14 protein-coding genes are annotated in these 12,631 nt (G+C 40.7%); 13 read left to right on the forward strand and 1 reads right to left on the reverse strand.

Going from position 1 to position 12,631, the window contains the following annotated elements; all coding sequences use genetic code 11:
• Positions 1-2 precede the first annotated feature (2 nt).
• Positions 3-1,259 carry a tyrosine--tRNA ligase gene (gene tyrS / locus LG372_RS06610; RefSeq protein WP_225742420.1) on the reverse strand — a complete coding sequence of 419 codons (1,257 nt, stop codon included), beginning with the start codon at positions 1,257-1,259 and terminating at the stop codon, positions 3-5.
• Between the two features lie 140 nt (positions 1,260-1,399).
• Here tyrS and pbp1b point away from each other — a divergent pair, with 140 nt between their 5' ends.
• The 13 genes from pbp1b (at position 1,400) to LG372_RS06675 (ending at position 12,556) form a co-directional block, all read left to right on the forward strand.
• Positions 1,400-3,850: a penicillin-binding protein PBP1B gene (gene pbp1b / locus LG372_RS06615; protein ID WP_225742421.1), complete on the forward strand. Its 2,451-nt coding sequence runs from the start codon at positions 1,400-1,402 to the stop codon at positions 3,848-3,850.
• A 469-nt stretch (positions 3,851-4,319) separates the two neighbouring features.
• A complete protein-coding gene (locus LG372_RS06620; protein WP_225742422.1) occupies positions 4,320-5,378 on the forward strand; it encodes a zinc-dependent alcohol dehydrogenase family protein in 1,059 nt (352 codons plus the stop codon).
• A 149-nt stretch (positions 5,379-5,527) separates the two neighbouring features.
• On the forward strand, positions 5,528-5,893 hold the full coding sequence (locus LG372_RS06625; protein ID WP_004262492.1) for a DUF1033 family protein: 366 nt from the start codon (positions 5,528-5,530) through the stop codon (positions 5,891-5,893).
• Between the two features lie 77 nt (positions 5,894-5,970).
• Complete coding sequence (gene comGA / locus LG372_RS06630; RefSeq protein ID WP_225742423.1) at positions 5,971-6,912, forward strand: competence type IV pilus ATPase ComGA; 942 nt, start codon at positions 5,971-5,973, stop codon at positions 6,910-6,912.
• Complete coding sequence (comGB, locus tag LG372_RS06635) at positions 6,860-7,876, forward strand: competence type IV pilus assembly protein ComGB (protein WP_080975925.1); 1,017 nt, start codon at positions 6,860-6,862, stop codon at positions 7,874-7,876. The genes comGA and comGB overlap by 53 nt, the downstream gene beginning before the upstream one ends.
• Position 7,877: 1 nt before the next feature.
• Positions 7,878-8,204, forward strand: coding sequence for a competence type IV pilus major pilin ComGC (gene comGC / locus LG372_RS06640; protein WP_045606658.1), 327 nt, complete (start codon positions 7,878-7,880; stop codon positions 8,202-8,204).
• Positions 8,197-8,601, forward strand: coding sequence for a competence type IV pilus minor pilin ComGD (gene comGD / locus LG372_RS06645; protein ID WP_247930602.1), 405 nt, complete (start codon positions 8,197-8,199; stop codon positions 8,599-8,601). Before comGC ends, comGD begins: the two co-directional genes overlap by 8 nt.
• Positions 8,564-8,866, forward strand: a complete 303-nt coding sequence (comGE, locus tag LG372_RS06650) for a competence type IV pilus minor pilin ComGE (protein WP_125386708.1) — start codon at positions 8,564-8,566, stop codon at positions 8,864-8,866. The genes comGD and comGE overlap by 38 nt, the downstream gene beginning before the upstream one ends.
• Positions 8,829-9,290 (forward strand): competence type IV pilus minor pilin ComGF, encoded by a 462-nt coding sequence (comGF, locus tag LG372_RS06655; RefSeq protein ID WP_225742424.1) that lies wholly within the window; start codon positions 8,829-8,831, stop codon positions 9,288-9,290. Before comGE ends, comGF begins: the two co-directional genes overlap by 38 nt.
• On the forward strand, positions 9,268-9,681 hold the full coding sequence (gene comGG / locus LG372_RS06660; RefSeq protein ID WP_225742425.1) for a competence type IV pilus minor pilin ComGG: 414 nt from the start codon (positions 9,268-9,270) through the stop codon (positions 9,679-9,681). Before comGF ends, comGG begins: the two co-directional genes overlap by 23 nt.
• 32 nt (positions 9,682-9,713) lie before the next feature.
• The gene (locus LG372_RS06665; RefSeq protein WP_225742426.1) at positions 9,714-10,301 is read left to right on the forward strand and encodes a class I SAM-dependent methyltransferase; all 588 of its coding nucleotides are present in this window, start codon (positions 9,714-9,716) and stop codon (positions 10,299-10,301) included.
• Positions 10,302-10,361: 60 nt separating this feature from the next.
• Positions 10,362-11,315 (forward strand): class I SAM-dependent methyltransferase, encoded by a 954-nt coding sequence (locus LG372_RS06670; RefSeq protein ID WP_225742427.1) that lies wholly within the window; start codon positions 10,362-10,364, stop codon positions 11,313-11,315.
• 50 nt (positions 11,316-11,365) lie between these two features.
• Complete coding sequence (locus tag LG372_RS06675; protein WP_033681099.1) at positions 11,366-12,556, forward strand: acetate kinase; 1,191 nt, start codon at positions 11,366-11,368, stop codon at positions 12,554-12,556.
• Positions 12,557-12,631: the final 75 nt, after the last annotated feature.

Raw genomic sequence — 12,631 nt, forward strand, 5'->3', positions numbered from 1 at the left:
GTTTAGTAAGTCAATACAAAATATTTTTTCTTCCCACGACGGATAACAGTCAGTTCGTTCTCTAACTTATCTGCGTCACTCAAGACATAGTCAAGGTCTTGGATGCGGTCGCCGTTGACGTAGATAGCTCCGTTTTGGACGTCTTCGCGGGCTTGGCGTTTTGAGTTAACCACACCAGATGAGACGAGAAGTTCCACGATATTGTGGTTTTCATCTGCTTGAACTTGGTAGTTTGGCACTCCACGAAGTCCTTGTTTGAGTTCTTTAACAGAAAGGTTTTTGATGTTTCCTGCAAAGAGTTGTTCAGTGATGTTAAGAGCTTCTTTGTAAGCTTCTTCGCCGTGAACAAGTGTGACGACTTCACGAGCGAGGATTTTTTGTGCCAAGCGTTCATGTGGAGCTGATTCAAATTGTTTGCGGATGTCTTCAATCTCATCAAGTGACAAGAAAGTAAAGATTTTCAAGAAGCGAACAGCGTCTGCGTCCATAACGTTCATCCAAAATTGGTACATTTCATATGGGGAAGTCTTTTCAGGATTGAGCCAGACTGCGTTTCCTTCTGATTTACCAAATTTCTTACCAGTTGCATCTGTGATAAGCGGAACTGTGATAACGTGTCCAGTCTTGTCAGCCTTACGACGAAGTAATTCGGTACCAGCTGTCATATTTCCCCACTGGTCAGAACCACCGATTTGAAGCGTTACATTGTGGTCTTGGTTAAGAACGAAGAAGTCATAACCTTGCATGATTTGGTAAGCAAACTCAGTGTAAGAAATTCCTGTTTCGATCCGTTTTTTAACAGATTCCTTGCTCATCATGTAGTTGACAGTAAAGTATTTTCCGATATCACGGAGGAAGTCAATGAAGCTGATGCTGCCAAACCAGTCGTAGTTGTTGACCATGACAGCTTTATTTTCACCATTTTCAAAGTCAAGAAAACGAGAAAGTTGTCCTTGGATAGACTTGACCCAGCCATCTACTGTGTCTTTTGTTTGGAGACTACGTTCAGCATCTTTGAAGGACGGATCTCCGATGAGACCTGTAGCACCGCCAACGAGCGCATAAGGTTTGTGACCTGCTAGCTGCAAGCGACGACTTGTCAAGATTGCGACAAGGTGGCCTAGGTGAAGGCTGTCAGCAGTTGGATCATAGCCAGTATAATAAGAAACTTGACCTTCTTCTAGGGCTTTACGCAAAGCTTCTTCATCAGTCGTTTGAAAAATCAAACCACGCTCTTTTAGCTCATCAAAAATGTGCATGTGTCTTTTCTCCTTTATAAAATATTGTTTCTACCTATTGTATCACAAACTCGGGCAATAGCCTAGTAGAATAAGGAAGAAAGTAGCTATTTTATTGAAAGTTTACCTTTTATGGTATAATAGATAGAGTGAGGAAATCCATGCAAAATCAATTAAATGAATTAAAACGAAAAATGCTGGAATTTTTCCAGCGAGTAAAATCAAAAATAAATCATAAAAAATCAGAGAAAGTCTCAGAAGTGAAGAAGTCGGATGGGACAGGTGGGAAAGTTCTGACTATCCTAGGTAGCATTTTAGTTGCTATTAAGGGCATTCTGAATACTCTCTTTATTCTAGGCTTTATCGGTGGACTTTTTGGTGCAGGTGTAGCTCTTGGTTATGGAGTTGCTTTGTTTGACAAGGCTAAGGTTCCCCAAGCGGAGGACTTGGTAAAGCAGGTTAAAAATATTTCTTCCATCTCAGAAATTGTTTATGCAGATGGGAGTGTCATTGCTTCTATCGAGAGTGACCTACTGCGAACTTCTGTTTCATCTGGGGAAATATCGGACAATCTCAAAAAGGCTATCGTTGCTACTGAGGATGAACATTTTCTTGAACATAACGGGGTTGTGCCAAAAGCTGTGATTCGGGCGACATTGGGAACCTTTGCAGGTTTGGGCTCATCCAGCGGGGGCTCGACCTTGACTCAACAGTTAATCAAGCAACAAGTGGTTGGAGATGCTCCGACTTTGGCTCGTAAGGCTACAGAAATTGTTGATGCCCTTGCCTTGGAACGTAGTATGAGTAAGGATGAAATCTTGACGACTTATCTCAATGTTGCTCCCTTTGGTAGAAATCATAAAGGTCAGAATATTGCAGGTGCCCAGCAAGCTTCTGAAGGGATTTTCGGTATCGATGCCAACAAGTTGAGTATTCCCCAAGCTGCCTTCCTAGCAGGTTTGCCACAGAGTCCGATTACTTATTCTCCTTATGAAAATACTGGAGAGTTAAAGAGTGATGAAGACTTAGAACTTGGTTTGAAGCGGGCCAAGGATGTTCTCTACAACATGTACCGCACGGGTGCTCTGACTCAGGAAGAATACGACCAGTACAAGGACTATAATCTCAAACAAGACTTCTTGCCATCAGGAACTGTCAATGTTGTTTCGAGGGATTACCTCTACTTTACAGCTATGGCTGAAGCGACAGACCGTATGTATGATTATTTAGTTCGACAGGACAATGTCTCTAACCAAGAGTTGAAAAATGAAGCGATTCGAAAGGCTTATCATGAGAGAGCTGAGCAGGAACTAAGTAATGGTGGCTACAAAATTACTACAACAATCAATAAAAAAATCCATGCGGCCATGCAAAATGCAGTTGCTAACTATGGTCATTTGGTAGATGATTCGACTGGGCAGCCTGAAGTAGGGAATGTTTTGATGGACAATAAAACGGGGGCTGTTCTAGGCTTTGTTGGTGGTCGTAATTACCAGACTAACCAAAACAATCACGCCTTTGACACCAAGCGTTCACCAGCCTCTACAACCAAGCCTTTGCTGGCCTACGGAATTGCCATTGACCAAGGTTTGATGGGAAGTGCTAGCATATTGTCAAATTATCCTACAAATTTTGCAAATGGTAGTCCGATTGTGCATGGTAGTAGTAAAGGCACAGATATGGTCAATTTGGGTGATGCTTTAAACTATTCATGGAATATTCCAGCCTATTGGACTTATCGCATGCTTCGTGAAAAAGGTGTCGATGTTAAGAGCTATATGGAGAAAATGGGTTACGAGATTCCAGAGTACGGTATCGAAAGTCTGCCTATGGGGGGTGGTATTGAAGTTACAGTTGCCCAGCATACCAATGGTTATCAAACACTTGCTAATAACGGTGTCTACCATCAGAAACATGTGATTTCTAAGATTGAATCATCTGATGGCACAGTAATCTATGAATTCCAAGACAAACCAGTTCAAGTGTATTCGAAGGCAACAGCAACGATTATGCAGAGTTTGCTTCGTGAGGTGATTTCATCTCGGATCACTTCAAGTTTCCAAACGGATTTGGCTTCTATCAATTCAAGCTTAGCTCGTGCAGACTGGATTGGTAAGACTGGTACAACCAATGAAGATGAAAATATGTGGCTCATGCTTTCGACGCCAAGATTGACTCTAGGTGGTTGGCTAGGTCATGATGACAACCGTCCAATGGCTAAGGGGGCTGGGCATTATCGAAATGCCAAATATATGGCCCACTTGGTCAATGCTATCCAACAGGCTGAGCCTGGTGTTTGGGGCAATGAACGCTTTAATCTTGATTCTAGTGTGACTCAATCTCAGGTCCTCAGATCAACAGGGCAGAAGCCTGGCAAAGTATCCGTTAATGGAAGAACAGTGGATCTTTCAGGTTCTACTGTAACGAGCTATTGGGCTACCAAGACGGGAGCTCCTACGACAAGCTATCACTTTGCTATTGGAGGAAGTGAAGCAGATTACCAAAATGCTTGGTCAAGTATTATTGGTAGTTTCTCATCTACACCAAGCTCAAGTAGTAGCTCTAGCAGTACATCAAGTTCATCTTCAACACAATCAAATAGTAGAAGATAGAGCTATAAAATAAAAATCTTAAATAACGGTCTTGAATCTCGTTAAGTGAGAAGCAAGGCCGTTATTGTGCTCTTAAAGACAAACGATATTATAAAAATTGTTAGTAAAATGTCTAATATATATTGCAACTTAGATAATATTGCAGAGATTATTCGTAATTTTAGTATAGAAATTTACTGAAAGTGCAATTGTTTTGGATGTCCTAGTGTTTCAATGATATAGAAGAATATTCTCCATCTATCAGTAATATCATTTTTGTTTAGTCGTTTGATGTTAATCGAAAGTTCTTATGGAGTAGTGAAATTTCTCTTTGTTAAGGATGAAAGCAGACTAGCTTCTGCTTTTTTATCTATATTGCTTTACTGGTAAATAAAATAGTTAAAAAAATCACAAAAACACTTGAAGAAGCAAATGAAAAGGCTTACAATTATATTATAAACAGTACAAATAAAAAAAGGAGGAGTGCTTTATGAAAGCCTATACTTATGTTAAACAAGGACTTGCTTCTTTTGTTGACGTTGACAAACCAGTGATTCGCAAGCCAACAGACGCTATTGTGCGTATCGTAAAAACTACTATTTGTGGAACAGACCTCCATATTATCAAAGGGGATGTCCCTGCTTGCCAAAGTGGTACCATTCTTGGTCACGAAGGAATTGGGATTGTTGAAGAAGTTGGAGAAGGAGTTTCGAACTTCAAAAAAGGCGACAAGGTCTTGATTTCTTGTGTTTGTGCCTGTGGTAAATGCTACTACTGTAAAAAAGGAATTTATGCCCACTGTGAAGACGAAGGGGGCTGGATTTTCGGTCACCTGATTGATGGTATGCAGGCTGAGTATTTACGTGTCCCTCATGCAGATAACACTCTTTACCATACTCCAGAAGACTTGTCAGATGAAGCCTTGGTTATGCTATCAGATATTTTGCCTACTGGGTATGAAATTGGTGTCTTGAAAGGGAAAGTAGAACCTGGTTGTAGTGTAGCCATTATTGGTTCAGGTCCAGTTGGATTGGCTGCTCTTTTAACAGCTCAATTCTACTCACCAGCTAAATTGATTATGGTGGACTTAGACGATAACCGCTTGGAAACTGCTGTATCATTTGGTGCGACTCATAAAGTTAATTCTTCAGACCCTGAAAAAGCCATTAAAGAAATTTATGATTTGACAGATGGTCGTGGTGTGGATGTCGCTATCGAAGCTGTTGGTATTCCTGCAACATTTGATTTTTGTCAAAAGATTATCGGTATAGACGGAACAGTTGCCAACTGTGGTGTACATGGTAAACCAGTTGAATTCGATTTGGACAAACTTTGGATTCGCAACATCAATGTAACAACTGGTTTGGTATCTACAAATACCACTCCACAATTGTTGAAAGCACTTGAAAGTCATAAGATTGAACCAGAAAAATTGGTAACTCATTATTTCAAACTCAGTGAAATTGAAAGAGCCTATGAAGTCTTCAGTAAGGCAGCAGACCACCATGCAATCAAGGTCATTATCGAAAACAATATCTCGGAAGCCTAGGTAGTAAAAAGATTTTGAAACATAAGCGAATAGAAATCCAGTCATCATAAGATGGCTGGATTTTTTATCAAAAAATTAAGAAATGAGCATATTTCTTTCCTTGTTTAGCGGAATTGGTTATAATATACGGTACAAAGGAATGAATGAATATGTATCGTGTTATAGAAATGTACGGAGATTTTGAACCGTGGTGGTTCTTAGAAGGTTGGGAAGAAGATATTGTAGCAAGTAGAAAATTTGACCAGTATTATGATGCTCTCAAATACTATAAAACTTGCTGGTTTAGATTGGAACAAGAATCCCCTCTTTATAAAAGTAGAAGTGACTTGATGACCATTTTTTGGGATCCGGAAGACCAACGCTGGTGTGATGAATGTGATGACTATTTACAACAATACCATTCTTTGGCTCTTTTACAGGATGAGCAGGTTATCCCAGATGAAAAATTACGTCCAGGCTATGAAAAACAAACAGGTAAGGAAAGGCACCGTTCTTGCCGTATGAAATTAAAATAGAGAAAAAGTAACTTTTTTGGAGTTGCTTTTTTTATTTTTCCCAAATCTTTGCGAATAGTATAGGTGAGGAGGTAAGTATGGTTCAAGAAATTGCACAAGAAATCATTCGTTCGGCTCGGAAAAAAGGGGCGCAGGATATTTATTTTGTTCCTAAGTTAGACGATTATGAGCTTCATATGAGGGTAGGAGACGAGCGCTGTAAAATTGGTAGCTATGATTTTGAAAAGTTTGCGGCCGTTATTAGTCACTTTAAGTTTGTGGCGGGTATGAATGTGGGAGAAAAGCGACGTAGTCAACTTGGTTCCTGCGATTATGCATATGACGATAAGATGGCGTCCCTACGTTTATCTACAGTAGGCGATTATAGAGGGCATGAGAGTTTAGTTATTCGCTTGCTGCATGATGAGAAACAGGACTTGCATTTTTGGTTTCAGGATATTGAAGAATTGGGTAAGCGGTACAGGCAACGTGGTCTCTATCTCTTTGCTGGTCCAGTTGGAAGTGGCAAGACGACCTTGATGCACGAATTGGCCAAGTCTCTCTTTAAAGGACAGCAAGTTATGTCCATAGAAGATCCGGTAGAAATCAAGCAGGACGACATGCTCCAGTTGCAGTTGAATGAGGCGATTGGGCTTACCTATGAAAATCTCATCAAGCTTTCCTTACGTCATCGACCAGATCTCCTGATTATTGGAGAAATTCGGGACAGCGAGACGGCGCGTGCAGTGGTCAGAGCCAGTTTGACAGGTGCGACAGTCTTTTCAACCATTCATGCCAAGAGCATCCGAGGTGTTTATGAGCGCCTGCTAGAGTTGGGTGTGAGTGAGGAAGAGTTGGCAGTTGTTCTGCAAGGAGTCTGCTATCAGAGATTAATCGGGGGAGGAGGAATCGTTGACTTTGCAAACAAAGACTATCAAGAACACCAACCAACTAGCTGGAATGAACAGATTGACCAGCTTCTTAAAGATGGACATATCACAAGTCTTCAGGCTGAAACGGAAAAAATTAGCTACAGCTAAGCAAAAAAATATCATCACCTTATTTAATAATCTCTTTTCCAGCGGTTTTCATCTAGTGGAGACTATCTCCTTTTTAGATAGGAGTGCCTTGTTGGACAAGCAGTGCGTGACCCAGATGCGCACGGGCTTGTCTCAGGGGAAATCATTCTCAGAAATGATGGAAGGTTTGGGATTTTCAAGTGCCATTGTCACTCAGTTATCCCTAGCGGAAGTCCATGGAAATCTCCACCTGAGTTTGGGAAAGATAGAAGAGTATCTAGACAATCTGGCCAAGGTCAAGAAAAAACTAATTGAAGTAGCGACCTATCCTTTGATTTTACTGGGATTTCTTCTTTTAATCATGCTGGGGCTACGGAACTATCTACTACCACAACTGGATAGTAGCAATATTGCCACCCAAATTATCGGCAATCTGCCACAAATCTTTCTAGGAATGGTAGGCCTTGTTTCAGTAGGTGTCCTTTTAGCACTAACTTTTTATAAAAGAAGTTCTAAGATGCGCGTCTTTTCTATCCTAGCACGCCTTCCTTTTCTTGGAATCTTTGTGCAGACCTATTTGACAGCCTATTATGCGCGTGAATGGGGGAATATGATTTCACAGGGAATGGAGCTGACGCAGATTTTTCAGATCATGCAGGAACAGGGTTCTCATCTCTTTAAAGAAATCGGTCAAAATCTAGCTAGATCCTTACAAAATGGTCAGGAATTTTCTCAGACGATAGCGACATATCCATTCTTTAAGAAGGAGTTGAGCTTGATTATTGAATATGGGGAAGTCAAGTCCAAGCTGGGTAGTGAGTTGGAAATCTATGCTGAAAAAACTTGGGAGGCCTTTTTTACCCGAGTCAATCGCACCATGAATTTTGTGCAGCCACTGGTTTTTATCTTTGTGGCACTGATTATCGTTTTACTTTATGCGGCAATGCTCATGCCCATGTATCAAAATATGGAGGTAAATTTTTAAAATGAAAAAAATGATGACATTCTTGAAAAAAGCTAAGGTTAAAGCTTTCACACTTGTGGAGATGTTGGTGGTCTTGCTCATCATCAGTGTGCTTCTATTACTCTTTGTACCTAATCTGACCAAGCAAAAAGAAGCAGTCAACGACAAAGGAAAAGCTGCTGTTGTTAAGGTGGTAGAAAGCCAGGCAGAGCTTTATAGCTTGGATAAAAATGAAGATGCTAGCCTAAGCAAGTTACAAGCAGATGGGCGTATTACTCCTGAACAGGCTAAAGCCTATAATGAATACTATACTAAAAACGGAGGAGCAAATCGTAAAGTCAATGATTAAGGCCTTTACCATGCTGGAAAGTCTATTAGTTTTGGGTCTTGTGAGTATCCTTGCCTTGGGCTTGTCCGACTCTGTCCAGTCCACTTTTGCGGCGGTAGAGGAGCAGATTTTCTTTATGGAGTTTGAAGAACTGTATCGGGAAACCCAAAAACGCAGTGTAGCTAGTCAGCAAAAGACTAGTCTAAACTTAGCTGGGCAAACGATCAGTAATGGCAGTCAAAAGTTGACAGTTCCTAAAGGAATTAAGGTACCATCAGGCCAAAACATTACATTTGACCGAACTGGGGGCAATTCGTCCCTGGCTAAGGTTGAATTTCAGACCAGCAAAGGAGCGATTCGTTATCAATTATATCTAGGAAATGGAAAAATTAAACGCATTAAGGAAACAAAAAATTAGGGCAGTAATTTTACTAGAAGCAGTAGTTGCTCTAGCTATCTTTGCCAGTATTGCTACCCTTCTTTTGGGACAAATTCAAAAGAATAGGCAAGAAGAAGCAAAAATCTTGCAGAAAGAAGAAGTTGTGCGTGTAGCTAAGATGGCACTACAGACAGGTCAAAATCAGGTAAAGATAAACGGAGTTGAGATTCAGGTGTTTTCTAGTGAAAAAGGATTGGAGATTTATCATGGTTCAGAACAGTTGTTGGCGATTAAAGAGCCATAAGGTCAAGGCTTTCACCTTGTTGGAATCCTTGATTGCCCTCATTGTCATCAGTGGAAGCTTACTTCTCTTTCAAGCCATGAGTCAGCTCCTCATTTCAGAAGTTCGCTACCAGCAGCAAAGCGAGCAAAAAGAGTGGCTCTTGTTTGTGGACCAGCTGGAGGCAGAATTAGACCGTTCGCAGTTCGAAAAAGTGGAGGGCAATCGCCTCTATATGAAGCAAGATGGCAAGGATATCGCTATGGGTAAATCCAAATCAGATGATTTTCGAAAAACTGATGCCAGTGGACGAGGATATCAGCCTATGATTTATGGACTTAAATCTGCGCAGATTACAGAGGATAATCAGTTGGTGCGTTTTCGTTTCCAGTTCCAAAAAGGCTTAGAAAGGGAGTTCATCTATCGTGTGGAAAAAGAAAAAAGTTAAGGCAGGTGTTCTCCTCTATGCAGTCACCATGGCAGCCATCTTTAGTCTTTTGTTACAATTTTATTTGAACCGACAAGTCGCCCACTATCAAGATTACGCTTTAAATAAAGAAAAGCTGGTCGCTTTTGCCATGGCCAAACGAACCAAAGATAAGGTTGATCAAGAAAGTGGAGAACAGGCCTTTAATATGGGTCAGGTGAGTTATCAAAATAAGAAAACAAGCTTAGTGACAAGGATTCGTACGCCTAAGAGCCAATATGAGTTCATCTTTCCTTCCGTCAAACTCAAAGAAGAGAAAACAGCTAAAAAGGAAGAGGTAGCGACCGTTTCAAGTGATCAAGCAGAGAAGAAAAAAACAGAAGAGAAGGTTGAAAAGAAAGAGAATTCCTAGCCAATCAAGCTACTTTGTGCTAAACTAAAAATATGAAACATGATTTTAACCATAAAGCAGAAACTTTTGATTCCCCTAAAAATATCTTCCTTGCAAACTTGGTTTGTCAAGCAGTCGAGAAACAGATTGATTTTCTATCAGACAAAGAAATTTTGGATTTTGGTGGAGGGACGGGTCTGTTAACCTTGCCCCTAGCCAAGCAGGCCAAGTCTGTAACATTGGTGGATATTTCGGAGAAAATGCTGGAGCAAGCTCGTTTGAAAGCGGAGCAGCAAGACATCAAGAATATCCAGTTTTTGGAGCAGGATTTACTGAAAAATCCCTTGGAGAAAGAGTTTGATCTCATTGTTGTTTGTCGTGTTCTTCATCATATGCCTGATTTGGATGCGACTCTCTCACTGTTTCATCAACATCTGAGAGAAAACGGACAACTTTTACTTGCTGATTTTACCAAGACAGAAGCTAACCATCACGGATTTGAATTGGTTGAACTGGAAAATAGGCTAGCCCAGTTTGGTTTTTCATCTGTGCATAGTCAGATCCTCTATAGCGCTGAAGACCTGTTTCAAGGAAATTACGCAGAACTCTTTTTAACAGTAGCCCAAAAATCACTCGCCTAGTCAGGGAGTGATTTTTCTATAAGGATGGAAAAAAGAAGGGAAATTTGATAAGATAGGAATATGGATTTTGAAAAAATTGAACAAGCTTATACGTATTTACTAGAGAATGTCCAAGTCATCCAAAGTGATTTGGCGACCAACTTTTATGACGCCTTGGTGGAGCAAAATAGCATCTATCTGGATGGTGAGACTGAGCTAGAGCAGGTCAAAGGGAACAATCAAGCTCTTAAGCGTTTAGCGCTTCGCAAAGAAGAATGGCTCAAGACCTACCAGTTTCTCTTGATGAAGGCTGGGCAGACAGAGCCCCTACAGGCCAATCACCAGTTTACGCCAGATGCCATTGCTTTGCTTTTGGTGTTTATTGTGGAAGAGTTGTTTAAAGAGGAGGAAATTACTATCCTCGAAATGGGTTCTGGGATGGGAATTCTAGGCGCTACTTTCTTGACCTCGCTTGATAAAAAGGTGGATTACTTGGGAATGGAAGTGGATGATTTGCTGATTGATTTGGCAGCTAGTATGGCAGATGTAATTGGTTTGCAGGCTGGCTTTGTCCAAGGAGATGCCGTTCGTCCACAAATGCTCAAAGAAAGCGACGTGGTCATCAGCGACTTGCCTGTTGGCTATTATCCTGATGACGCCGTTGCGTCGCGTCATCAAGTTGCTTCTAGTCAAGAACATACCTATGCCCATCACTTGCTCATGGAACAAGGACTTAAGTACATCAAGTCAGATGGATACGCTATTTTTCTCGCTCCGAGTGATTTGTTGACCAGTCCTCAGAGTGATTTGTTGAAAGGTTGGTTGAAAGAGGAGGCGAGTCTGGTTGCCATGATCAGTCTGCCTGAAAATCTCTTTGCTAATGCTAAACAATCTAAGACTATTTTTATCTTACAGAAGAAAAGTGAAATAGCAGTGGAGCCTTTTATTTATCCACTTGCTAGCTTGCAAGATGCAAGTGTTTTAATGAAATTTAAAGAAAATTTTCAAAAATGGACTCAAGGTACTGAAATATAAAATAGATTTTGTTATAATAGATGAAAACGCTTAAAAAGGGGTATCATGTTATGACAAAAACAATTGCAATCAATGCGGGAAGTTCAAGTTTGAAATGGCAATTATACTTAATGCCAGAAGAAAAAGTATTGGCGAAAGGGTTGATTGAACGTATCGGTTTGAAAGATTCAATTTCAACTGTAAAATTTGATGGCCGTTCTGAACAACAAATTTTGGATATCGAAAATCATACACAAGCTGTTAAAATTTTATTGGATGATTTGATTCGTTTCGATATTATCAAGGCTTATGACGAGATTACAGGTGTTGGACACCGTGTTGTTGCAGGTGGAGAATATTTCAAAGAATCAACAGTCGTTGAGGGAGATGTTTTAGAAAAAGTTGAAGAGTTGAGCTTGTTGGCTCCTCTCCACAATCCAGCCAATGCAGCAGGTGTTCGTGCCTTCAAGGAATTGTTGCCAGACATTACCAGTGTAGTTGTTTTTGATACTTCATTCCACACAACTATGCCAGAGAAAGCTTATCGCTACCCTCTACCAACAAAATATTACACAGAAAACAAGGTTCGTAAATATGGTGCCCACGGTACAAGTCACCAGTTTGTAGCAGGAGAAGCTGCAAAACTCTTGGGCCGCCCATTAGAGGACTTGAAATTGATTACTTGCCATATCGGTAATGGTGCTTCTATTACAGCTGTTAAGGGCGGTCAATCTGTTGATACTTCAATGGGATTCACTCCACTTGGTGGTGTGATGATGGGAACTCGTACAGGAGATATTGACCCAGCTATCATTCCTTACTTAATGCAATATACAGAGGACTTTAACACGCCTGAAGACATTAGTCACGTTCTTAATCGTGAATCAGGACTAATGGGGGTTTCAGGTAAATCTAGTGATATGCGTGATGTCATTGCTGCTATGGAAGAAGGGGACCACGATGCCACTTTGGCTTATGAAATGTATGTTGACCGTATCCAAAAACATATCGGTCAATACCTTGCAGTCCTAAATGGAGCAGATGCTATTATCTTTACTGCAGGTATCGGTGAAAATGCTGCAAACGTACGTGAAGATGTTATTTCAGGTATCTCTTGGTTCGGCTGTGATGTTGACCCAGAAAAGAACGTCTTTGGTGTGACAGGAGACATCTCAACAGAGGCAGCGAAGATCCGTGTTTTGGTTATTCCAACTGATGAAGAATTGGTCATTGCCCGTGACGTTGAACGCTTGAAAAAATAACTAAAATCAGAAAAAATATTCAGTACAAGGAGTTGGGAAAGAGATTTTTCCAGCTTCTTTTTCTGATGAACTTGT

The sequence above is a fragment of the Streptococcus sp. Marseille-Q5112 genome (assembly GCF_916700555.1).
Taxonomy (GTDB): domain Bacteria; phylum Bacillota; class Bacilli; order Lactobacillales; family Streptococcaceae; genus Streptococcus; species Streptococcus symci.